The following is a 23,150-nucleotide window of genomic DNA, read 5'->3' as shown; positions in this document are numbered from 1 at the left end:
AGCGGATCGCGGGAGCAGGGCCTTTCGGGCGGGTCAGAGGCCCCGGGCGGAGACGACGGAGACCATGCGCTCGAGGGCGTACACGGGGTCGCGGGTGGCGCCCTTCACGTTCGCGTCGGCATCGGCGATCGTCAGGATCGCGGTGCCGAGGCCCTCGCCGGTCCAGCCCTGAAGGTCGCGCCGGGCCCGGTCCACCTGCCACGGAGCGAGGCCCAGACGCGAGGCGACCTGGCCCGAGCCCTCGCGCGAGCCGGCGACCTTCGCCATGGTCCGCAGCTTGCTCGCGAACGCGGCGACGATCGGTACCGGGTCGGCACCGGAGGCGAGGGCGTGGCGGAGCCCGAGCAGCGCCTCGCCGTGACGGCCCGCGATCGCCGAGTCGGCGACGGTGAAGGCCGTGGTCTCGACGCGGCCGCCGTAGTACTTCGCCACGGTCGCCTCGGTGATCTCTCCGGTGACGTCGGACAGCAGCTGCTGGCACGCCGACGCGAGCTCGTCGAGGTCGTCGGAGAACGCCGACACCAGGGCTCGGACGGCACCGGTGGTCGCCGTGCGGCCGGCGGTGCGGAACTCGGCGATCGCGAAGTCGACCTTGTCGCTCTCGCGCTTGAGCTCGGCGCAGACGATCTCGATGCCGCCGCCCGTACCCGAGCGGATGGCGTCGAGGAGCTTCTTGCCCCGGTTGCCGCCGCCGTGGCGGAGCACCAGGGTCGCCCCGTCCGCGGGCGCCGAGAGGTAGTCGAGGGTCTCGAGGAGGAACGCGTCCGTGCACTTCTCGACGTTCGAGACGCGGATGAGGCGGGGCTCGTCGAAGAGGGACGGGCTCGCGAGCGTCAGCAGCTCCCCCGGCGCGTAGCCGCCGGCGTCGATGTCGCTGACCTCGAGGCTCGGATCCTCGGCCCGGAGGAACTCACGGAGGAAGCGCAGCGCGCGGTCGGCGAGGAACTGCTCCGGGCCGGTGATCAGCACGATCGGCGCCGGCCGGGTCTGGTTCCAGGCGAGCTGCGGGATCGCCGCCTTCGAGGGCGCTGCCTTCGCGCGCGCCGGGGCCCTGCCTGCCATGCCGTGTCCTTCCGTGCCGCGCCCGTCCGAGCGCCCTCCACCCTACGGCCCGCTCACGGCGCCCCGAGGCCGCCGCGGGAGCCGTCGCGCCGCTCACCCAGACCGCGATCCCGTCGCTGCGGGACGCGAGCACGACCGTACCCTCGACATCCGACCTCAGCGCCTCGACCCCGCGCTCGGCCAGCAGAGCGAGGAGCGACGGATTCGGATGTCCGTAGTCGTTCTCCGCCCCGACGGAGATCAGCCCGACGCTCGCGCCGAGCGCGTCGTAGAGGGCGGGCGACTGGTCGGCGGAGCCGTGATGCGCGACCTTGACGACGTCGACCCGGCCGACCGGCAGCCGGGAGACGCGTCCCTGCTCCTGCTCGCCGAGGTCGCCCAGGAGCGCGACGGAGAGCGGGCCGCCGCGGGCGTCCGCGCCGATGTCGACCCGGAGGGTCACGCTCGCCTCGTTGCCCCGCAGCGCGCTCCGCCGCTCCGGCCACTCGACCCGCCAGCGCAGCGAGCCGAGCGCGCCGCTGTCGCCGCGGACCGCCTCCTGCACGGCGACCCCCGCGCCGGTGAGCGCCGCCCGGTCGCGCTCGTCGTCGCGGCCCGCGGCGGGCCCGACGAGCGCGGCGTCGGTCCGTCCGAGGACGGCCTGGAGCCCGCCGACGTGGTCGAGGTCGTAGTGCGTGAGCACCAGCAGCGGGATCCGGTCCACTCCCATCAGGCGGAGGCAGGCCTCGAGCGGTGCGGGCTCGGGCCCCGTGTCGACGAGCAGCACGCCCGCGTCTCCGCGGAGGAGGACCGCGTCGCCCTGCCCGACGTCGCACATCGCGACACGCCAGTCCTCGGGAACCGAGGCGGCGCGGAGGAGCGGCGTGGCGACGGTGGTGCCGCCGGCGGCCGCGATCGCGCACGCCAGCCCGACGGCGGCGATCCGGCGCACCCGCGCGAGCCGCGGCGACTGCGTGACGAGCACGAGGGCGAGCAGGGTCAGCACGGTGAGCGCGAGCGCTCCTCCCACGCCGGGCCACCAGGCGATCCTCGGAGCGGGCCACGAGTCGACGGCGCGGGCGATCGAGGCGATCCACCAGGCGGGAACGGCGGCGAGACGGATCGCCGCGTCGGCGGCTCCGGGCCACCAGGGAGCGAGCAGGCAGCCGACGAGCCCGAGCCCGGTCGCGGCGGGTGCCGCGGGCTCGGCGAGCAGGTTGGCGAGCACCCCGTACACCGGCACCGACGGGTCCACGAGCAGCAGCACGGGCTGGCAGGCGAGCTGCGCCGCGGTCGGCACCGCGAGCAGCAGGGCGAGAGGCCGGGGCAGCACCCGCCCGAGAGCGCCCGCGATCGGCTCGGCGAGAAGCAGGAGTCCGGCGGTGGCGAGGACGGACAGCACGAAGCCGAGCCTCCCCGCGATCGAGGGGTCGGCGGCCACGAGGAGGACGACGGTCGCGAGCAGAGCGGGCACGGCCGCTCCGGAGCGGCGCCCGAGCCGCGCGAGGAGGACCACCGTCGCCATCACGGCGGCCCGCACCACGCTCGGCTCGGGGGTCACCAGCACGACGAAGCCGGCGAGCAGGGCGAGGGCGGCGACGGTCCGGAGGCGGCGCCCTGCGCCGAGGAGCGCCGCGATCGTCCAGCCGGCGACCACCACCACGGCGCAGTTGGCGCCCGAGACGGCGGTCAGGTGGGTGAGCGACGCGGTGCGCATCGCCTCCTCGAGCCCCACGTCGAGCGCGGACGTGTCGCCGGTCGCGAGGCCCGGCAGCAGACCCGCCACATCGCCGCCGACCAGCGCCGCGCGTTCGAGGAAGCGCGAGCGCAGCACCTCCGCGACGGCCGCCGCTCCCCCGGGACCGCGCCGGTCCTCAACGGACGCCGCTCTCAGCATCGTCGCCTCGCCGACGGGCCCCTCCTGCGCCGCAGCACGCGCCTCCAGGTCGAGCTCGGCGCCCACGGGCAGACGACCGCCGGGATCGGCGAGCAGCACGCGGACGGGGGCCGCGGTCGACGCGTCTCCCACCCGCAGCGCCGTCGCGTCGAACCACACTCCCCCGGTCGCGAGCGGTCGGGCACCCGTATCGACGCGCACGGTGACCGGGGTGAGGGCGCGATCCTCCTGCGCCTCCCGCATCGACGCCGGGTGGTCACCGGGCGCCGCGGCGACGACGGAGGTGAGGGCGAGGGCGGCACCCGCGCCCGCGACGAGCACCGCTCCGACCAGCCGCTCGCCGAGGCCGCGCCGGAGCAGGACGCACGCCGCCCCGAGGAGCACCCAGCCCGCGGCGCACCACGAGAGGCCCCCGTCGAGCACCGCCGCGACCGGCAGCATCCCGGCCGCCCACGCCGTGGTCCAGGCGAACACCGCTGCCGGCAGGAGCCGCAGGTCCGCCGCCCGCACGCTCCTCACGGCGCGACCTGGTCGCGGAACGCGGCGAGCGTCTTCTCCCCGATCCCGGGGACCTCGAGCAGCTGGTCGACAGAGGAGAACGGGCCGTTCGCCTCCCGGTGGGCGACGATCTTCTTCGCGGTCGCCGGGCCGATCTCGGGCAGCTCCTCCAGCTGGGCCGCCGTCGCCGTGCTCAGGCTCAGCACGGATCCGGCGGCGGAGGCCCCTCCTGGAGCGGCCCCGCCCGGAGCGGCTCCCGCCGCGGCCGGCGCCGCTCCCACGGCCGGCACGACGATCTGCTCGCCGTCCACGAGCCTCCGGGCCAGGTTGACCGCCGCGCGCTCCGCCGACTCCTGGAACCCTCCGGCGGCGGCGACCGCGTCCGCCACCCGCGCCTCCGGCGACAGGACGTACAGCCCCGGAGAGGCGACCTCCCCGGCCACGTGCACGTACAGCGACTCGACCGCCGCAGCAGCGGGCGCACTCGTCGACACGGCGGGCTCCAGGACCCGCTCATGACCGCTCGACCGCGCTCCCGCGAGCAGCACCGCGACCACCGCGGCGCCGATGACGAGCACGACCGCCGCTCCCACTCCCACGCGCCAGCGCGGGCGGGCGCGGCGGGGCCGCAGCAGCGCCGTCAGCTGCTCGTCGTCCGTCCCGCTGGTCTCTGGCATCCGCCGACGGTAGGACCCGTGTCCCCGCCCGGAGCGGCCGCCGACACCGATCCGGGGAGAGCCCGCCGGATCGCCTCCCTGTGGAGGAGAGGGCAGCACCGGCGCAGGACGCACGACGGGGCCCCTCCCGCGAGAGGAGGAGCCCCGTCGGGACGGATCGGCGGCTAGACCGCCTTCGTCACCAGGTTCACCAGGCGCGGGGCCCGCACGATCGCCTTCACGACCTCGCGGCCGACGAGAGCCCGGGCGACGCCGGCCGTGGCCCGCGCCTTCTCCTCGAGCTCGTCGGAGGAGATCTTCGGCGAGACCTCGAGCCGGTCGCGGACCTTGCCGTCGACCTGCAGGATCGCCGTGACCTTCTCCTCGACCAGCAGCGACGGGTCGGCCTTGCGCCACAGCGCGTGCGCGACGGTGCCCTCGTAGCCCAGACGGTGCCACATGTCCTCGGCCGTGTACGGCGCGAACAGGTTGAGAGCCATCGCGACCACCTCGACCGCCTCGCGAACCGCGGGGTCCCCGGCCCCGGCGCCCGAGTCGACGACCTTGCGGGTCGCGTTGACGAGCTCCATCAGCCGCGCGACCACGACGTTGAACTTGAACGCCTCGATCAGCGACGGGGACTCCGCGAGGAAGCGGTGGGTCTGGCGGCGCAGAGCCGCGTCGCCCGACTTCCACTCGACGTCGGGCCTCGAGGTGACGTCCTTCGCCAGGCGCCAGGCGCGGGCGAGGAACTTCGCGCTGCCGCCGGGCGAGACGTCGGCCCAGTCGATGTCGTCCTCGGGCGGGCCGGCGAACGCCATCGTCAGGCGCACGGCGTCGACGCCGAACTCGTCCAGCTGGTCCGAGAGGCGGACGATGTTGCCCTTCGACTTCGACATCGCCGCGCCGTCCATCTGCACCATGCCCTGGTTGAGCAGCGCCGTGAACGGCTCCGTGAACGACACGTAGCCCAGGTCGAACAGCACCTTGGTGATGAAGCGCGCGTACAGCAGGTGCAGGATCGCGTGCGTCACGCCTCCGACGTACTGGTCGACGGGCGCCCACTTCTCGGCGAGCTTCGGATCGAAGGCCTGCGTGTCGTCCTTCGGCGAGAGGAAGCGGAGGAAGTACCACGAGGAGTCGACGAAGGTGTCCATCGTGTCCGGGTCGCGGCGCGCGGGCGAGCCGTCCACCGGGTGCGGCACGTTCACCCAGTCCTCCGCCGCTCCGAGCGGCGACGAGCCCTTCGGCTGCAGATCGAGGCCGTCGGTGGAGGGCAGGACGACGGGCAGCTGGTCCTCGGGAACCGGCACGAGCTCGCCGTCGGCTCCGTGGATGATCGGGATGGGGGTGCCCCAGTAGCGCTGGCGCGAGATCAGCCAGTCGCGCAGGCGGTAGTTCTTGGCCGAGCGGCCGCGGCCGCGCTCCTCGAGCATCCTGATGACGCGCTCGATGGCGGTGCGCTTGGAGAGCCCGTCGAGCGGCCCGGAGTTGATCAGGCGGCCGTCGCCGGTCAGCGCCTCGCCGGTCGTGGCGGGGTCGAGCGAGTACTCCTTCTCGAGCGCGGCCAGCTCCTCCGGGTCCTCCGGGATGACCGGGATCGCCCCGGTGACGGAGGCGTTGGTGTCGACGACCACGCGCACGGGCAGGTCGAAGGCGCGGGCGAAGTCGAGGTCGCGCTGGTCGTGCGCCGGCACGGCCATGACGGCTCCGTGGCCGTAGTCGGAGAGGACGTAGTCGGCGGCCCAGATCGGCAGCCGCTCGCCGTTCACGGGGTTCACCGCGTAGCGGCCGAGGAACACGCCGGTCTTGGGGCGGTCGGCGGTCAGGCGCTCGATCTCGCTCGACTTCTGCACCGTCTCGAGGTAGCTGCGGAACGCGTCGCGGATCGCGGGCTCGGAGCCCTCGACCAGCTCGGAGGCGAGGTCGGAGTCGGGCGCGACGACCATGAAGGTCGCCCCGTAGAGCGTGTCGGGGCGCGTGGTGAAGACGGTGACGCGCTCGTCGCGGCCCTCGATCTCGAACTCGACGTCGGCGCCGATGGAGCGGCCGATCCAGTTGCGCTGCATGGCGATGACCTTCGACGGCCAGGATCCCTCGAGCTGGTTCAGGTCGTCGAGCAGGCGGTCGGCGTAGTCGGTGATCTTGAAGTACCACTGCGTGAGCTTCTTCTTGACCACGACCGCGCCGGAGCGCTCGGAGGTGCCGTCCGCGAGGACCTGCTCGTTCGCCAGAACCGTCTGGTCCACCGGGTCCCAGTTGACCCAGCTGTCCTTGCGGTAGGCGAGGCCCTTCTCGTACATCTTGAGGAACAGCCACTGGTTCCACTTGTAGTACTCAGGGTCGGAGGTGTGCAGCACGCGGTCCCAGTCGAAGGACGCGGCGTAGCGCTTCATCGAGCGCTTCTGCTGCTCGATGTTGTCGTAGGTCCAGGTGACCGGGTTCAGCCCGCGCTTGATCGCGGCGTTCTCGGCGGGCAGGCCGAAGCTGTCCCAGCCGATCGGGTGGAGGACGTTGAAGCCCTGCTGGCGCCAGTAGCGCGCGATCACGTCTCCGAGCGCGTACGCCTCGGCGTGGCCCATGTGCAGGTCGCCCGAGGGGTACGGGAACATGTCGAGCACGTACTTGCGGGGGCGCTTGTCGTCGGGGTCGTCCGTCGCGAACGGGCGCGTCTCCTCCCAGATCGGGAGCCACTTCTCCTGGAGCGCTCGGAAGTCGTAGCGCTCCTCGTCGCTCGCGCCGGTCTGCCGGGAGGTGTCTTCTGCCACAGGTGCTTCTCACTTCTGAAGGAGGGGGAGAACGCGCACGCGTGGGCGGCTGCGTTCGACCATCAACCCTACTGGCCCTGCGCGCACGGCAGACGAACGCGGCGCCCGCTCACTCCTCGGCGGCGCCCAGCACCGCGAGGAGCGCCCGCGCCTTCAGCCGCGTCTCCTCGACCTCCTCCTCCGGCACCGAGAGCGCGGTGATGCCGCCGCCGGTCCCCAGGCGGGCGCGCTCGCCGTCGAGCACGAGGGTGCGGATGGTCATCGCGAGGTCCAGTGAGCCGTCCGAGCCCAGGCGGCCGAAGGCGCCGGAGTAGACGCCGCGGGGACCGCCCTCCCACTCCCGCAGCAGCTCCACCGCCCGGCGCTTGGGCGCTCCCGTCATCGAGCCGGCCGGGAAGAGGGCCGCGATCAGCTCGGCGATCCCGACGCCCGGCGCGCGGCGGGCCGAGACCTCGCTGACCAGCTGGTGGACGTGCGGGTAGCTCTCCACCTCGAGCAGGCGGTCGACGACGACGGAGCCGGGGGCGGCGATCCGGGCGAGGTCGTTGCGGACGAGGTCCACGATCATCACGTTCTCGGCCCGCTCCTTCACGCTCGACACGAGCTCGTCCCGGAGCGCGCGGTCCTCGTCGGCGTCCCGGCCCCGGGGACGCGTGCCCTTGATGGGATGCGTGGCGACGCGTCCGTCGGCCCCGCCGGTGAGGAACCGCTCGGGCGAGGCGCTGACGAGCGCGAGCGGGCCGAGGCGGATCAGCCCGCCGTGATGGCTCGGGCTGGAGCGGCGGAGGCGACGGTACGCCTCGACCGGATCGAACCGGCCCTCGACGACGATCTCGTCGGTGAGGCAGAGCTGGTAGGCGTCCCCCGCGCGGATGGCCTCCTGGCAGCGGCCGATCAGCGCCGTGTACTCGGCGGCGGAGTGACGGCGGACCGGGACGCCGGCGGGCTCGGGATCCGCGGGGTCCGCGGGTGCGGGCGCCCCGACGAGCTCGAGCAGGCGCGCGGTGAGCTCCTGCACGTCTCCCGTGGCGACCAGGCGGACGGTCCGGGCCCCGTGGTCGAACTCGAGCACGGGGTCGCCCCGGAGCAGGGCGAGAGCGGGCGGATCCGCGGGGCCGGTCGGCGCCGAGGGCAGGGAGACGGAGGCGGCTCCCGCCTCGTAGGAGATCCAGCCGTAGCGGCCGAGCGCGCGGTCGCCCGCGGGGGCCTCGTCGTCGATCGCGGCGAGCGCCGCCGCCACGTCGCCGCCGGCCTCGACGAGGAGCACGTCCTCGCGGGCGCACGCCCCGAGGTAGGAGCGGCCGCTCGTCGCTCCGAGGCCCGAGTCGAGCCAGAACGACGCCTCGGCCGTGGCGAACAGGGCGTGGTGCGCGAGCTCCGGATCGACCCAGGGCAGCTCGACCGAGCGGACGTGCCGATCCTCCGAGACCACTGGGCTAGCGTAGGCGGTCGTGGACGGCGAGCAGGTTCGGGAGTGGGACGGGCGGGCCCTGACGAGCGTTCCCGAGCCACCCGGCACCTCCCTGGACGCGGCCGACTCCTGGCTGGTGGACGAGGGCCGGGTCCGCGGACTCGACCTGCACCGCGAGCGGTTCGCCGCCTCCGTCGCCTCGGCGGGAGGACACCCGGACGTCGAGGCGTTCCTCGACGCAGCGATCGCCGCCCTGCCCCGCGAGGGCCGGTCCTTCCCGCGCGTCGAGCTCTCGGGAGGCGCCCTGCGGCTCCGGCTGCGACCCGCCCCGCCGACGACCCGCTCCGTGGTGCTGTGGACGAGCCCGGTGGATCCGCGCCGGACACCCTCCTGGAAGGGGCCGGACATCGCACGTCTTGCCCTCCTCCGCACGCGCGCGCACGCCGCGGGAGCGGACGAGGCCGTGCTGCTCGACGCCGACGGCGCCGTCATCGACGGAGCGAGCAGCGCGATCCTGTGGTGGCTGGGCGATGCGCTGGTCGTCCCTCCGGCGACGAGTACGCGCGTGCGCAGCGTGACGGCCCGCACGGTCTCAGTGCTCGCCGGCGCGCTCGGCGTGGACGTGATCGAGGCCCCGGCCGAGCCGGAGTCGCTGGAGGGCCGTGAGGTCTGGACGGCCAACGCCCTGCACGGTCTCCGGCTGGTGACCGCCTGGGTGGACGGACCGGCGCTCGCCGCGGAGCCGGGCCGCCTGGACGCCTGGCGGAAGCGGCTGGACGCTCTCAGGCGGCCCCTCCCGGCGCTCTGACCCCGCGGAGGACCTCAGCTCCCGCGCGTCCCCCAGACGGAGGGCCCCCGTTCCGGTCGCACTCGGGCGTCGGCCGTGCGAGCATCGAGTACCCCCTCTCCCGGCCCCCGCCGGCCACTCGAGAAAGTCCTGCGATGACGCGTTCCCCCTCCCCCCGCCCTCTCGCCTCCGGGCTGATCGCGCTCGTCGCGACCGGTGCCCTGCTCTTCGGCGCGACCCCGGCCCTCGCCGCGGAGAACCCGCAGAAGCCCCTGTCCTCCTCCGAGGAGGCGCCGACCGGCCTCGCTCCCGCGAGCGAGTCGCCCGAGGCCGCCCAGCAGACCGCCCGCGCGGCCGTCAGCTACTACAACGCCCTTGTCGGCGGCGAGGAGCTGGCCGCCGGACAGCGGATCGTCTCGGGCACGAACGGCTACTCGTTCCGGATGCAGACCGACGGCAACGCCGTGGTCTACGACCCGCAGGGCCGCCCCACCTTCGCCACGAACACCCAGGGCCGCGGCGACCACCTGGTCATGCAGACCGACGGCAACATGGTCGTCTACTCCGCCAAGGGCGGCCCCGTGTGGAGCACGAACACGATCAACGAGGCGGGAGCCTCGGTGATCATGCAGCCCGACGGCAACCTCGTCGTCTACCGCGAGAACGGCTCGCCCGCCTGGGCGAGCAGCGTCCGCCGCGTCATCGCCGAGCCGGTGACCGACACGCTGTTCACGGAGCAGACCCTCCGCCCCGTCCACCAGCTCACCTCCGCCGACGGCCGCTTCAGCGCCGTCATGCAGAACGACGGCAACTTCGTCGGCTACGGCCCCCAGGGCGCCGTCTGGGGCACCGGCACCGGCGGCTCCGGCAACCGCATCACCATGCAGAAGGACGGCAACGCCGTCATCTACGGCTCCGACGGCTTTGTCAAGTGGTTCTCGGGCACGCGCGGCAAGGACCTCCGCCTGGGCATCAACAACGCCGGCTCGCTGATCATCGTGAACCCGTCCGACGACGTGATCTGGACCAGCCAGGCCGCCTTCCCCTCGACCACCCTCTACGCGGCGAACTCGCTCGAGGCGGGCAGCTTCCTCCGCTCCGCGAACGGCGTCTACCGAGCGGTGATGCAGGCGGACGGCAACTTCGTCGTCTACGGCAAGAACGGCCCGATCTGGGCGTCGAAGACCACCCGCGCCGGCGGCTTCTTCGCCCTCGACACCAGCGGGCAGATCGCCGTGGGCACCGAGACGACGAGCGGATGGTCGGTCGTCCCGCCCGCCGCGTCGGTCGGCCCCTACAAGCTCGTCATGCAGGACGACGGCAACCTCGTCGAGTACGACAGCCGCCGCGCGGTCTGGGCCAGCCGCGGCTGACGCCCCTCCGCCACGACGCCCCCTGGTCCCCGGACCGGGGGGCGTCGTCGTCTCCCCCGCCGTGGGACGATTCCCCCGACCCCGCCGCCCTCCCCGACAGGACCCCTGCGATGACGCACCTCCCCTCCGGCCGCTCCCTGACCGCCTCCCTCGCGGCGCTCGCCGCCACGGGCGCGCTCCTGCTGGGCTCGCTGCCCGCCTCCGCGGTCGAGGCCCCGCCCTCGGCGTCCTCCGCCGTCGCCTCCGCCGCGGTCCTCCGTGCCGGCGAGCAGCTCGCGCGCGGCGAGCGCCTGGTGTCCCCCGACGGCGCCTCCTCCCTCGTGATGCAGACCGACGGCAACGCCGTGGTCTACGCCGCCGGCGGCCGTCCCACCTGGGCCTCGGGCACGCAGGGGCGCGGCGACAGCCTGCGGATGCAGGACGACGGCAACCTCGTCGTGTACGCCGCGGACGGGCGCCCGGTCTGGGCGAGCGGCACGGTGGCCGACCCGGGCGGCGAGCTGCGGATGCAGGACGACGGCAATCTCGTGATCTACCGCCGCAGCGGCTCGGCCGCCTGGGCCAGCAGCATCGGCGGCCGGATCGACGAGCCGCGCACCGACACCCTCCGCCGCGGCAGCACCCTCTACGCGGGGAACCGGCTCGCCACCCAGGGAGGCACCACGGCGGTGATGCAGGCGGACGGCAACCTCGTGGTCTACGGGCAGGGCGGGGCTCTCTGGGCGAGCGGCACCCGCGGCCGGGGCAACGTCCTCCGGATGCAGGACGACGGGAACGCCGTGGTCTACACCGCGGACGGCGCGCCCCTGTGGGCCTCGGACACGTCCGGCGAGCCGGGCGCCACGATGGTCCTCCGCGAGGGCGATCTCCGGATCGCGGACGACTCCGGTGTGCTCTGGAGCAGTGCCGCGCTCGTCGTGCGCGACTCGCTCTCCCCGAGCGGCCTCGTCGTCGCGGGCACGCGGCTGACCTCGGCGAGCGGGCAGTGGCGGGCCGAGATGCAGCGCGACGGCAACTTCGTCGTCTACGGGCCGAACGGCGCGGACTGGGCGACGAACACCTCCTCCGCCTCCGGTGCCGCCTTCTCGATGAGCTCCGAGGGCCGGCTCGACGTGGCCGACTCCCGGATCCTCTGGCTGCGGTTCCCGAGGATCTCCTTCGGCATCGGCCAGAGCGGCGTCGTCGCGCCCTACCGCCTCGTGCTGCAGGACGACGGCCGCCTCGTCGAGTACGACGGCATCGGACGGGCCGTCTGGGCCAGCCGGGGCTGACGCGCGACGCATGATGGAGGGGTGAGCGACCCCGGCGACTTCATCCGCTCGGCCCTGGAGTACGAGGGCGACGTCTGGCGCGCGCAGGACGTGCGCGAGCGCCTGGGAGCAGGGCTCGACTCGACGGGCGCCTCGGTCGGGGCGGTCCGCGGCACCGTCCGCGACGCGCTGAGGAAGTTCCGCTCGCTCGAGCACGACGACGTGACAGCCCTCTCCTCCGAGCTGTGGGAGCCGGCGGTGTTCGAGCCGCGGCTGGCGGCCGTCGTGCTGCTGCAGTCCCGAGCCGAGTGGCTGCGCGGCTCCGACCTCACCCGGCTCGAGGGCTTCGTCCGCGACTCCCGCGTGGACGAGCTGAGCGACCCGCTGGCCCGCGACGTCGTCGCTCCGCTCCTGGCCGGGCTGCTTGGAGCGGCGCGGACCCGGGCGGACGCGGTCCTCGACCGCTGGGAGGCGGAGGGCGGGCGCCTGGCGCGCGCGGCCTCCCTGGCGCGGGCCTCGGTCCCCACAGAGCACGGCTGAACAGCCGCTCGGACCGGCCGCCCCGCGGAGCCGGGCGCCTGCTCAGGCGGCCCGGTGCTCCTGAGCCGCCGTGCCGTCCGCCACCCGGATCCGCGTGTCGAACTCCAGGCCGGGATCGACCCGGTGCGCGATCAGGACCACCGTCCGCCCCTCGGCGGCGCGGAGCAGATCCCCGAGCAGAGCGTCGGCCACGGGAGCGTCCACCGACGCCGTCGGCTCGTCCAGCACCAGGACGCGGAAATCGGCCAGGAGTGCGCGTGCGAGGGCGATCCGCTGAGCCTGGCCGCCCGAGACGAGCGAGCCCCGCTCCCCCACCCGCGCGTCGAGCCCGCCGCGTGCAGCGACCCAGGGCCCGAGCCCGACCCGCTCGAGCACCGCCTCGAGCACGGCGGCATGGGCCTCGGGCCGCGCGAAGAGGAGGTTCTGCCGGATCGTGTCGTCGAAGAGGTACGGCTGCTGCTCCACGAGTCCGACCCGCTTCCGCACCTCCGCCTGCGGCAGCGTCCGCGCCTCGACCCCACCCAGGAGGTAGCTGCCGGAGTGGTCGAGGAAGCGCACCAGGGCGTGCGCGAGCGTCGTCTTCCCGGAGCCGCTGCCGCCGGTGACGAGGACGCGCGCACCCTCCGGCAGGTCGAGCGAGACGCCCCGCAGCGCGGGCGTGTGCGCGCCGGGCCAGCTCACCGACAGGTCGCGCAGGACGATGCCGGCGCCCCGGGGAGCCGGTGCGTCCGGGTCCACGTCCGCGTCGGTCGCGAGCGCCGGCGACGCCGCCTCGGCGTCCAGATCGGCCAGGCGCTGAGCGCTCGAGAGCGCGGTGCGCGCCGCCTGCACGGCGAGCGGCGCGGCGGCGGCGACCTCGAACACCGCGAGCGGCACGAGCGCGACGACTCCCAGCGCCGGACCGCCGAGGTCGCCGATCGCCGGGATCCCGAGCGCGAGGCCCGCCCAGACCGCACCACCCGAGCAGAGGGCGAGGACGGCCGCGGCCAGTCCGGCGGAGGCCGCCCGCCGACGCGCCGCTCGGGCGAGCGACTCCTCCGCGCGTGCCACGTCCGCCAGAGCGTCACCCGCCGCATCGAAGGCGATGAGCACGTCGAGGCGGGTGACCAGCAGGTTGAGGCGCTCGGCGAGCTCCCCGCGCAGCGGCGCCAGCTCGCGATCCGCCTGCGCGGAGAGCCGGCCGGCGCCCAGGGCCCCACCGGCGAAGGCGAGGACCAGCAGCGCCAGCAGCACGGCGCCCATCGCCGGCAGGAGCAGCCAGACGCCGACCACGGAGACCGCAGCGACCAGCGCCGCGACGACCAGCGGCTGCACGACGCGCAGCGGCACGTCCTGCTGGGCGTCGACGTCCGCCACCACCCGGGAGACCAGGTCGCCACGGCGCACGCGGCCCAGCCCGTCCGGCGCGACCGGCACCAGGCGCTCGTAGACGCCCGCCCGGAGCTCCGCGAGCGCGCGGAAGGCGGCGTCGTGGCCGGTCAGCCGCTCGAGGTAGCGGAAGAAGGCCCGCGCCAGCGCGAACGCCCGCACGCCCACGACGGCCATGGAGAGGAAGAGGATCGGCGGCTGCTCGGCCGCGCGGACGATCAGCCAGGCCGAGCAGGCCAGCAGCGCCACGACGGCGGAGGAGGAGAGCAGCCCGAAGGACAGCCCCGGCAGGAAGCGGCGCGGCCCGGGCATCGCGGCGCGGAGGACGTCGGAGCGGTTCACCTCGCGACCGCCCCCGCCGGCGCCAGGGCGACCACGGCGTCGGCCGCCGCGACGGTCGCGGGCCGGTGGCTGGCGACGACGACGATCGTCCCGCTCTCCGCCAGCGACCTGAGTCCGGCGAGCAGCGCCCGCTCGGACTCGTCGTCGAGGGCGGCGGTCGGCTCGTCCAGGGCCAGCACCGCGCACCCGCGCTCGAGCAGGCGGTGCACGGCGCGGGCGACGGCGACACGGGCGCTCTGCCCGCCCGAGAGGCCTGTCCCCTCGGCGTCGAGCCGACGCTCGGGGTCCACGTCGACCGCGGCGATCGCCAGGGCACGCCGCACGCGCTCGGGGTCCGGCGAGAGTGCTCCGAGCCCGACGGCGGAGGCGACGCTCCCCGGGAGCAGGTCGGGCCGCTGGCCCGCCCAGGCGAGCGTCGACCGCAGATCCGCGACCGGCGACCCGCCGAGCAGCAGCGTGCCCGAGAAGGGCACGAAGCCCGCGAGCGCGGCGAGCAGCGTCGACTTCCCGGACCCGCTGGGCCCGGTCACCACGGTGATCGACCCGACGGGGAGCACCGCGTCGACAGGAGCGAGCGTCCGCCCGCGTCCGTCGTCGACCGCGAGACCCCGCAGCTCGAGCGCCCCCGTCGCCGCCGGAGCCTTCCCGCGAGGGGGCAGGGCCGCCGCGCGCTCGAGGACGGCGAAGGCGCGGTCCGCCGCCTGCACCCCGTCGGCCGCCGCATGGAACTCGGCACCGACCTGGCGCACCGGCAGGAACACGTCCGGCGCCAGCACCAGGACGAACAGCCCGACGGCCAGCCCCAGCGAGCCGTCGACGAGCCGCAGCCCGATCGAGACGGCGACCAGCGCGACCGAGAGCGAGCCGGCGAGCTCCAGCACGAAGCCGCTGACGAAGGTCACCCGCAGCACCTTCATCGTGTGCACGCGGTAGTCCTCGGTCAGCGCGCGGATCCGCGTCGCCTGCCGCTCGGCCCGCCCGAAGATCTTGAGCGTCGCGAGGCCGCCGACGGTGTCGACGAAGCCGGACGCGAGGGCCTGCAGCCGCTCCCACTGCCGTGCCTGCACGGCCTGGGTCGCCCAGCCGATCAGCACCATGAACACCGGGATGAGCGGCAGGGTCACCACCAGGAACACCGCGCTGAGCGGATCGGCGAGGAAGACCACGAGTGTCAGGAGCGGCGTCGCGACCGCGGTGGCGATCAGCTGCGGGAGGTAGCGGGCGAAGTAGCCGTCGAGGGAGTCCAGTCCGCCGCCCAGCAGCGCGACGACCCCGCCCGAGCCCCCTTCGGAGCGGCCCGCCGGGCCGAGCTCGACCAGTGCGGCGAGGACCGCCTGCCGCAGCTGCGCCTTCGCTCCTGCTCCTCCGCGCACCGCGTTCACCTCGGTCGCCCAGGCGAGAGCCGCCCGCGCCGCGACGACCGCGAGCAGGGCGGCCAGCAGCGGCGCGAGGTCGTCGGCGCTCCTCCCGTCGACCGCACCGGCCACCAGCTGCGCCACCAGCCACGCGAAAGCGACGATCGCCAGGGTCCTCGCCAGCGCGAGCACCCCGCCGAGCAGGAGGAACACACGGGCCGCCCGGGCGCAGCGGAGCAGGCGCGGATCGAGGGGCTTCACGTCAGTGGGCGTCGACCGGGATGTGCGCGCGGCTGATGCGCTTGCGGAAGATCCAGTAGGTCCAGGCCTGGTAGCCGACGATGAGCGGCACGAACACCAGGGCGGTCCAACTCATGACCGTCAGCGTATAGGGCGTGCTGGAGGCGTTCTCGATCGTCAGCCCGTAGGCGGGGACGTTCGAGGCCGGCATCACCGCGGGGAACAGCGTCGCGAAGAGGGCGAGCACGGCGAGCGCGATGGTGCCGGCCAGCAGCGCGAAGGCGCGTCCCTCCCGGCCCCGCGTGATCGCGAGCCAGCCGCCGACGAGGGTCGCGGCCGCGCCCGCCGAGAGCGCCCAGGAGGCGGTGCTCCCCTGGCCGAGGTTGGTCCAGGCCAGGAAGACCGCGGCGACGACCACGGTGAGCAGCCCCGCGCGGGTCGCCAGGCGGCGCGCACGCTCGCGGATCTCCCCCTCCGTCTTCAGGGCGACGAAGACGACTCCGTGCGTGAAGAAGAGCAGGAGGGTCGTCGCTCCGCCCAGCAGGGCGTAGGGGTTCAGCAGGTCCAGGACGGTGCCGGTGAAGTTGTGGTCGGCGTCCATCGGGACGCCCTGCACGATGTTCGCGAAGGCCACGCCCCAGAGGAAGGCGGGCACCGCGGAGCCGACGACGATCATCGCGTCGAAGCGCCGCTTCCACTGCGCCTCCGGACGCTGGTGCCGGTACTCGAACGAGACGCCGCGGGCGATCAGCGCGAGCAGGATGAGCAGAAGCGGCAGGTAGAACCCGCTGAAGAGCGTGGCGTACCACTCCGGGAACGCGGCGAACAGGGCTGCGCCGGCGACGATCACCCACGTCTCGTTGAGGTCCCACACCGGGCCGATCGTGTTGATCAGCACGCGGCGGTCGGTGTCGTCGCGCCCGAGGAACGGGAGCGACATGCCGACGCCGAAGTCGAACCCGTCGAGGACGAAGTAGCCGATGAAGAAGAAGGCGACGATCCAGAACCAGAGAACGGCGAGATCCATGAGGGGTGCCTCCTAGTAGACGGTGCCGACGAGCTGCGGGCGACCGCTCTCCTCGTCGACCTCGGGAGCGTCGTCGGGGCCGGCCTGCGCGGCCCGCTTGATCAGGCGGAACTCGACCACGGCGAGCGTGCCGTAGATCGCGGTGAAGGCGAGCAGCGAGATCAGGACCTCGAGGCCGCTCACTCCGGGCGAGACTCCGTCGGCGGTCTTCAGCAGTCCGAACACGAGCCACGGCTGGCGGCCCATCTCGGTGAAGACCCAGCCCACGATCATCGCCATCAACGGCAGCGGGGCGGCCCAGATCGCGACCTTCCACATCCACTGCTTCGGCTCGCGGCCCTTCCGGGTGAACCAGAGGCCGGCCGCGGCCACGCCGATGGCCAGGACGCCGAGGGCCATCATCCAGCGGAACGACCAGTAGGTGACCCAGATGATCGGCGTGTAGTCGCCGGGTCCGTAGACCTGGGTGTACTGCGCCTGGAGGTCGTTGATGCCCTCGACCGTGCCGGTGAAGGTGTGCGTCGAGAGGAAGGAGAGCAGGTAGGGGATGCGGATCGAGAACAGCTCGCTCGAACCGTCCGGCGTGCCCCAGGTGAAGACGGAGAAGGAGGCGTCGACGCCCGTGGAGGTCCTGTAGAGCGCCTCCGCGGCCGCCATCTTCATCGGCTGCGTGTCGACCATCGCGAGGCCGAGCGAGTCGCCGGTGAACAGGGTCAGGCCGCCGCTGACGAGCATCATCCAGGCGCCGAACCTCAGCGCGGGGCGCATGGTCTCGAGGTGCTGGTTCCGCGAGAGGTGGTAGGCCGCGACGCTGATGATGACGGCGGCCGAGACCATGAAGCAGGCGAAGATCGTGTGCGGGAACGCGGCGAGCGCGACCTTGTTGGTGAGGAGCGCCCAGATGTCGGTGAGCTCCGCGCGGCCCTTGGTCTCGTTGATGCGGAAGCCGACCGGGTTCTGCATGAACGCGTTCGCGGCGATGATGAAGTAGGCCGAGAGCGTGGTGCCCAGCGTGGTCAGCCAGATGGTGGCCAGGTGCAGCTTCTCGGGCAGCTTGTCCCAGCCGAAGATCCAGAGACCGATGAAGGTCGCCTCGAGGAAGAAGGCGAGCAGGCCCTCGAACGCCAGCGGTGCCCCGAAGACGTCGCCGACGAAGCGGGAGTAGTCGCTCCAGTTCATCCCGAACTGGAACTCCTGGACGATCCCGGTCACGACGCCCATCGCGAAGTTGATCAGGAAGAGCTTCCCGAAGAACTTCGTCAGCTGCAGGTAGTGCACCTTCCCGGTGCGCACCCAGCAGGTCTGGAAGATCGCGACGGTGAGCGCCATGCCGATCGTGAGCGGCACGAACAGGAAGTGGTAGATCGTCGTCAGACCGAACTGCCATCTCGACAGCAGGAGCGGGTCCAGGAGTTCGTTCACAGCTCCGAGAGTAGGTGGACAGGAGGGGTCCGACGGCCCCCGATCCCAGTACTGGGGCGGATGTGCTGCCTTCCGCGAGCTCCTGGCGGCACCCTTTCCGGGGTGGCCCCGGACGCCCCTCCGAGCACTCCCGCCGACCGGTCGCTCGACGTCGAGACAGTCCCTCTCGACGTCGAGGGAGTCCCCCGCGCGGCGACTGCCGAGCGGGGCTCGCCTCCGTCGGACCCGCCGCCGCCGGCCTCTCGACGCCGAGCGATCAGGCCGGAGGCGGAACGCTGAGACTTCCTCCCACGGACCTTCAGTGAATTCCCAGGCGCACATCCGCGAGATCGGCCGTGGGAATCCGTTCACTGCGCGACGCCTCGACGGACTCGCCCGGTGAAGAGACTCCCGGAGCCGATGCCGAGGCGCCGCCGGCGGGCGCCCCGCGGTCAGCCGGCGTCGACGCGAGAGCGGGAGCCGGAGAACCAGGCGGGCGCCTGGAAGCCGTACTTCAGCACGGGCAGGTCGCGGGTGAGGCGCCAGTAGCCCAGTGCCGCCGCGACGCCGATCCCGCAGACCAGGAGCGGCACGACCGGCCCGATGACGTCGAGCCAGCGCTCTCCGTCGAAGAGCAGCAGGGCGCTCGTGGCGAGCGAGACGAAGAGGACGTGCACCACGTACACCGGGAGCGTGTTGCGGCCGATGAAGGTGATCCAGCCCGCGCCGCGCCGGTTCGAGAGGAAGCGGGCGACCACGAGCCCGGCGAGGACCGCCAGCACGCTCACCAGGACCAGCCCGATCGTCAGCAGCGGGAAGCGGGCGCGGACGGCGAGGATCACGCCGGCGAGCGCGAGGAACAGCACGCCGAAGCCGACTCCGCTGAGGATCCCGCGGCGCTCCACGAACGCGATCACCGCGTTCCGCAGGTAGAGGCCGAGCAGGAAGAACATCAAGTAGCGGGCCATGCCGTCCCAGGCGATGTTCCCGGTGCCCTCGGAGGTGCTGGAGCGGACGGCGTACCAGACCACGGCGATCGCGGTCGCGATGCCGATCTGCACCCGCCAGTCGATCCGGCCCTGCGCGAGCTTGGCGGCCACGAAGAAGATCGTGAGCGCGTAGAGGAACCAGAGCCCGTTGTGCGGCATCACCGGCTGGAGGAGCAGCGCGAGCGGGTCCGACTCGTCGGTGCCGCCCGGGTTGGGCACCACCAGGAAGAAGAGGAACCGCACCACGGACCAGAGCAGGAAGGCCCAGACCAGCAGGCTCAGCCGCGAACGCCAGAGCTCCGGCCACGACCGGGTGAGCACGGAGCCGGCGAACAGCCCCGAGGCGAGGAAGAACAGCGGCATCCGGAAGGTGATGAGGAGGAGGTTGATCTCGTTCCACGAGTCGGGGGCGATCCCGGCCGTCGTGGTCCACTGCACGGAGTGGGCCAGGGCGACCAGGATGATCGCGATGCCCTTCGCCGTGTCCACCCAGGTGATGCGTGCGCGTGCCATGAGTCCTCGTCGTGATCGTCCATCGGAAGTCGGCCGGCGGCGACGATGACGATGGCGATGTGCAAGTGTCGCACGGCTGTGCATCCTCTGTGATGTTCTGCGCGGATCCGATCACGGCGATCCGGTGACGGAGAGACGGCCACCGGGTGCGCGGGTCCTCGGACGGCCTCCTCGTGGACGACGCGCCCCCGCCGATGCCCGAGGATCGAGCCATGACTCGAGCGACGCCCTCCGGCTCCGCCCCCGGCCCCCGCCGCATCCGCCTCCGCCTCCTGGTCGCGCTGCTGGTGCTCGCGCTGGTCCTCGCCGGCGCGGGCATCGCCCTCTCGCTCGCCTCTCGGAGCGGAGGCGCGGGCGCTCCGGCCGCGAGCTCCCCCGACCCCGGCCCGACCTCCTCCGTCGACATGGCCGAGCGCGTCGCCGGTCTCGAGAAGCGCTTCGCCGCCGGGTTCCCGCAGCACAGCATCGTCCTCACGGGCAGCTCCACGATCGGCCGCTGGACGACCTCCAAGGAGGACCTGCGTCCGCTCGAGACCTACAACATCGGGATCGGCGGCACGACCGTCGCCGATCACCTCGCGTGGCTGGACCGCATGGTCGCCCCCTTCGATCCCCGCGCCGTGATCGTGTACGTGGGAGCGAACGACATCAGCGGCGAGGAGGGCTCGCGCACCGGCGCCCAGACCGCCGGCGCCGTCGTCGAGTACCTCCAGCGCGTGGAGGAGGTCGCCCCCGACGCCGAGCTGTTCTACGTCGAGATCGCGGAGACGCCCGCCCGCGCCTCCGTCGGCGCCGAGGTCCGCGCCGCCAACACCGCGGTCAGCGCCTACGCCGAGACGGACGACCGCGTCACCTTCGTCCCCACCGCCGACGCGCTCGTCACCTCCGACGGCTCTGTCGACCCCTCCCTCTTCGTCGACGACGGCCTGCACTTCGACGAGGCCGGCTACGCCCGGTTCTCGGAGGCGGTCCGCGCGGTGGTCCTGCCCGCTCTGGAGTGAACCGGCGGGCCGGCGCACTGCAGCCCCGCTCGACGTGAGCGGCCCGGGGACACCGCGCCCGGAGCCCCCAGTGTTGACCCTGAAGGGGGACACGGCCCCTCCATCGCGCGCGCCTATCCTGGCCCCGCGTCATCGCCGACAGCGCCCTCTGCACCGCCGCAGACCGCCGCTCGCTCAGCAGCGCCGACCGTCTCGGAGTCACCGATGCCCCGCTCGAGGATCCGCCCCCGCGGTCTCGCCCTGCTCACCGTCCTGGCGATCACGGCCGCCGCGCTCGTCGCCGGGCCCGCGGGTCCGGCGTCCGCCGCTCCCGTCGTGCCCGCCGGCTTCACCGACTCGCGGGTGGCGGCCGTCCCCGCGCCGACCGCCCTCGCCTTCACGACCGACGGGCGCACCCTCGTCTCCTCGCAGACCGGAGCGATCCGGGTGATCCGCGGAGGCAGCCTTGTCGCCACCCCGGCCCTCGACCTGCGCTCGAAGGTCTGCGCCAACGGCGAGCGCGGTGTGCTCGGCCTCGCGGTCGACCCGGCACCGGGCTCGCGCACCGTCGTCGTCTACTACACCGCGAAGGGCTCCGACTCCTCCTGCCCGACCAACGCCGGCGGCACGGTGAACCCCGCGGGAGCCCCGCGCAACCGCGTCTCCTCGTTCCAGCTCGGCACCGACGACCGCATCGACCCGGCCTCCGAGCGCGTCCTCCTCGACGGCATCTACTCCCCCGCGAGCAACCACAACGGCGGCGACCTCGCCATCGGGAAGGACGGCCTGCTCTACGTCAGCGTCGGCGACGGCGGCTGCGACTACCGCGGCGGAGTCGGCTCGCCGGGCGGCAGCGGCTGCGGTGGCCGGAACGACGCCGCCCGCGACCCGAACATCCTGAACGGCAAGATCCTCCGGATCACCCTCACCGGGGGCGTCCCGGCCGGCAACCCCTACCTGGGCACCGGGACCGCCTCCTGCCGGCTCGCCCCGGCCGCCGCGGGCGTGCGCTGCCGCGAGACGTTCGCGAGCGGCCTGCGCAATCCGTTCCGGATGGCCTTCGACCCGAACGCGACCGGCACCGTCTTCCGCATCAACGACGTGGGCCAGGACGCCTGGGAGGAGATCGACCAGGGCGTCGCCGGCGCCGACTACGGCTGGAACACCCGTGAGGGCCACTGCGCGAAGACCGGCTCGGCCTCGAACTGCGGAGCCGCGGCGCCCGCCGGGCTCACCGACCCGGTCCACGACTACGCGCACAGCAGCGGCTGCGCCTCGATCACGGGCGGCGCCTACGTCCCCCGCGGCGTCTGGCCGGCCGCCTACGACGGCGCGTACCTCTTCGGCGACTACGTGTGCGGGAAGATCCGGACCCTCGGCCGCACCGGCGCAGCCGGCGACCTCGTGACCGGCCTCGGCGGCAGCAGCGCCGTCGCCATGGCCTTCGGTCCCTCGCGCGGGACCCAGGACCTCTTCTACACCAGCTACGCGAACGGCGGCGAGGTCCGGCGCCTCGCCTACACCGCCGCGGCGAACCGCGCTCCGACCGCGGCCCTCACCGCCGCCCCCTCCTCCGGCGCGGCTCCTCTCGCCGCGCGGCTGAACGGCTCGGGCAGCAGCGACCCGGAGGGCGGTGCCCTGACCTACCTGTGGTCGTTCGGCGACGGCACCCCCGACCGCATCACGACCGGCCCGACCTTCACCCACAGTTACGCCGCCGGCAGCTGGACCGCGTCCCTCCGCGTCCGCGATCCGAAGGGAGCCGTCTCCGCCCCCGCGACGACGAGGATCACCTCGGGCGACAGTGCCCCGACGGTGAGCATCACCGCACCCGCCGACGGAGGGATGTTCGTCACGGGCCGGAGCTACGGCCTCCGCGCCACGGCGACCGACGCCGAGGACGGCGTCCTGCCCGCCTCGGCGCTCACCTGGACCGTCCAGCGCCGCCACGCTCAGCACACGCATCCCTTCCTCGGGCCGCTGACGGGGAACGACCTCTCCTTCGTCGCCCCCGGCCCGGAGGACCTCGCCGCCGCCGCGGACAGCGACCTCCTGATCAGCGTCACCGCGACTGACTCGAGCGGAGTGTCGACGACGGCGACGCGGACGTTCTCCCCGCAGAAGGTCTCCGTCACCCTGGCCACCGCTCCCGCCGGCCGGACGGTCGTCGTCAACGGCACCGAGGTCGCCGGAGGCACGACCGTCGTCTCGTGGGCGGGCTCGGCCCTCCAGCTGGAGGTCCCGGACCAGACCGACGCGTCGGGCACGGCCTACCGGTTCTCGTCCTGGTCGGACGGCGGCGCCGCCTCGCACAGCGTCGTCACTCCCGGGAGCAGCACCACGCTGACCGCGACCCTCGTCTCCGCCGGGCTCCCCGGCGCTCCGACCGCCGTCACCGCCACGGCGGGCTCGGACGGCACGGCGACGCTCGCGTGGTCGCCCCCCGCGGGGACCGGTGGCTCGGCGGTCACCGGCTACCGGGTGTCGCGCGACGGGTCCGACACGAGCGGAGCCGGAGCCTGGAGCGCCGTGGTCGCCGCGACCAAGCGCTCGCAGACCTTCACGAAGCTGGTCCCGGGCCGCAGCTACACCCTCTCGGTGCAGGCGGTCACGGCGAACGGCACCGGCCCGGCGGCCTCCGCGCTCGTCGCCGTCCCCTGACCGCCCGGCGTCCACCGGCCTTCCGGGCGCAGCCCTGCCGCCGCCCAGCCGTG

Annotated in this window: 16 protein-coding genes; 6 read left to right on the top strand and 10 right to left on the bottom strand. The window is 73.8% G+C overall.

Translation table 11 applies throughout. The features are described from left to right. Positions 1 to 33 precede the first annotated feature (33 nt). The 5 genes from holA to pabB all read right to left on the bottom strand — a co-directional run bounded on the left by holA (position 34) and on the right by pabB (position 8,292). Entirely contained in the window at positions 34 to 1,011 is a 978-nt protein-coding gene (gene holA, locus C5D66_RS17420) for a DNA polymerase III subunit delta (RefSeq protein WP_219814245.1), read from the bottom strand. Next, positions 911 to 3,457: a ComEC/Rec2 family competence protein gene (locus C5D66_RS02220; RefSeq protein WP_146084799.1), complete on the bottom strand. Its 2,547-nt coding sequence runs from the start codon at positions 3,455 to 3,457 to the stop codon at positions 911 to 913. The genes holA and C5D66_RS02220 overlap by 101 nt, the downstream gene beginning before the upstream one ends. Next, complete coding sequence (locus C5D66_RS02215; RefSeq protein WP_104255142.1) at positions 3,454 to 4,113, bottom strand: ComEA family DNA-binding protein; 660 nt, start codon at positions 4,111 to 4,113, stop codon at positions 3,454 to 3,456. The genes C5D66_RS02220 and C5D66_RS02215 overlap by 4 nt, the downstream gene beginning before the upstream one ends. Positions 4,114 to 4,277: 164 nt before the next feature. Then, positions 4,278 to 6,860, bottom strand: coding sequence for a leucine--tRNA ligase (gene leuS / locus C5D66_RS02210; RefSeq protein WP_104225642.1), 2,583 nt, complete (start codon positions 6,858 to 6,860; stop codon positions 4,278 to 4,280). Between the two features lie 109 nt (positions 6,861 to 6,969). Next, positions 6,970 to 8,292 (bottom strand): aminodeoxychorismate synthase component I, encoded by a 1,323-nt coding sequence (gene pabB / locus C5D66_RS02205; protein ID WP_104255141.1) that lies wholly within the window; start codon positions 8,290 to 8,292, stop codon positions 6,970 to 6,972. Positions 8,293 to 8,311: 19 nt separating this feature from the next. Between pabB and C5D66_RS02200 the strand changes: the two genes are divergently transcribed. The 4 genes from C5D66_RS02200 (at position 8,312) to C5D66_RS02185 (ending at position 12,221) form a co-directional block, all read left to right on the top strand. Then, a complete protein-coding gene (locus C5D66_RS02200) occupies positions 8,312 to 9,079 on the top strand; it encodes an aminotransferase class IV (RefSeq protein ID WP_258061191.1) in 768 nt (255 codons plus the stop codon). 134 nt (positions 9,080 to 9,213) lie between these two features. Next, positions 9,214 to 10,431, top strand: coding sequence for a hypothetical protein (locus C5D66_RS02195; RefSeq protein ID WP_104255140.1), 1,218 nt, complete (start codon positions 9,214 to 9,216; stop codon positions 10,429 to 10,431). 110 nt (positions 10,432 to 10,541) lie between these two features. Further along, complete coding sequence (locus tag C5D66_RS02190; protein WP_181028700.1) at positions 10,542 to 11,702, top strand: hypothetical protein; 1,161 nt, start codon at positions 10,542 to 10,544, stop codon at positions 11,700 to 11,702. A 21-nt stretch (positions 11,703 to 11,723) separates the two neighbouring features. Next, complete coding sequence (locus C5D66_RS02185; protein ID WP_104233754.1) at positions 11,724 to 12,221, top strand: DNA alkylation repair protein; 498 nt, start codon at positions 11,724 to 11,726, stop codon at positions 12,219 to 12,221. Positions 12,222 to 12,263: 42 nt separating this feature from the next. On the opposite strand, the gene cydC is transcribed toward C5D66_RS02185, so the two are convergent. The 5 genes from cydC to C5D66_RS02160 all read right to left on the bottom strand — a co-directional run bounded on the left by cydC (position 12,264) and on the right by C5D66_RS02160 (position 19,456). Next, complete coding sequence (gene cydC / locus C5D66_RS02180) at positions 12,264 to 13,931, bottom strand: thiol reductant ABC exporter subunit CydC (protein WP_104255139.1); 1,668 nt, start codon at positions 13,929 to 13,931, stop codon at positions 12,264 to 12,266. After that, positions 13,928 to 15,547 (bottom strand): thiol reductant ABC exporter subunit CydD, encoded by a 1,620-nt coding sequence (cydD, locus tag C5D66_RS02175; RefSeq protein ID WP_104255138.1) that lies wholly within the window; start codon positions 15,545 to 15,547, stop codon positions 13,928 to 13,930. Before cydD ends, cydC begins: the two co-directional genes overlap by 4 nt. Before the next feature lies 1 nt (position 15,548). Next, positions 15,549 to 16,553, bottom strand: a complete 1,005-nt coding sequence (cydB, locus tag C5D66_RS02170) for a cytochrome d ubiquinol oxidase subunit II (protein WP_104255137.1) — start codon at positions 16,551 to 16,553, stop codon at positions 15,549 to 15,551. Between the two features lie 12 nt (positions 16,554 to 16,565). Then, positions 16,566 to 17,975, bottom strand: a complete 1,410-nt coding sequence (locus tag C5D66_RS02165; protein WP_104233758.1) for a cytochrome ubiquinol oxidase subunit I — start codon at positions 17,973 to 17,975, stop codon at positions 16,566 to 16,568. A 431-nt stretch (positions 17,976 to 18,406) separates the two neighbouring features. After that, the gene (locus C5D66_RS02160; protein ID WP_181028701.1) at positions 18,407 to 19,456 is read right to left on the bottom strand and encodes an acyltransferase family protein; all 1,050 of its coding nucleotides are present in this window, start codon (positions 19,454 to 19,456) and stop codon (positions 18,407 to 18,409) included. 212 nt (positions 19,457 to 19,668) lie between these two features. Here C5D66_RS02160 and C5D66_RS02155 point away from each other — a divergent pair, with 212 nt between their 5' ends. Continuing rightward, positions 19,669 to 20,457: a GDSL-type esterase/lipase family protein gene (locus C5D66_RS02155; RefSeq protein ID WP_146083679.1), complete on the top strand. Its 789-nt coding sequence runs from the start codon at positions 19,669 to 19,671 to the stop codon at positions 20,455 to 20,457. 204 nt (positions 20,458 to 20,661) lie between these two features. Continuing rightward, positions 20,662 to 23,097 (top strand): PQQ-dependent sugar dehydrogenase, encoded by a 2,436-nt coding sequence (locus tag C5D66_RS02150; protein WP_104255135.1) that lies wholly within the window; start codon positions 20,662 to 20,664, stop codon positions 23,095 to 23,097. The last annotated feature ends 53 nt before the right edge of the window (positions 23,098 to 23,150 follow it).

The organism is Rathayibacter sp. AY1B4 (assembly GCF_002932815.1).
Lineage (GTDB): Bacteria > Actinomycetota > Actinomycetes > Actinomycetales > Microbacteriaceae > Rathayibacter.
The sequence above is the reverse complement of the archived record's forward strand: the minus strand, read 5'-3'. Positions and strand labels throughout refer to the sequence as shown.

Coding starts and splice junctions, on each gene's coding strand:
- C5D66_RS02190 (WP_181028700.1), top strand. CDS start 10,542: ATGACGCACCTCCCCTCCGGCCGCTCCCTGACCGCCTCCCTCGCGGCG.
- C5D66_RS02160 (WP_181028701.1), bottom strand. CDS start 19,456: ATGGCACGCGCACGCATCACCTGGGTGGACACGGCGAAGGGCATCGCG.
- C5D66_RS02150 (WP_104255135.1), top strand. CDS start 20,662: ATGCCCCGCTCGAGGATCCGCCCCCGCGGTCTCGCCCTGCTCACCGTC.
- C5D66_RS02155 (WP_146083679.1), top strand. CDS start 19,669: ATGACTCGAGCGACGCCCTCCGGCTCCGCCCCCGGCCCCCGCCGCATC.
- C5D66_RS02195 (WP_104255140.1), top strand. CDS start 9,214: ATGACGCGTTCCCCCTCCCCCCGCCCTCTCGCCTCCGGGCTGATCGCG.
- cydB (WP_104255137.1), bottom strand. CDS start 16,553: ATGGATCTCGCCGTTCTCTGGTTCTGGATCGTCGCCTTCTTCTTCATC.
- C5D66_RS02215 (WP_104255142.1), bottom strand. CDS start 4,113: ATGCCAGAGACCAGCGGGACGGACGACGAGCAGCTGACGGCGCTGCTG.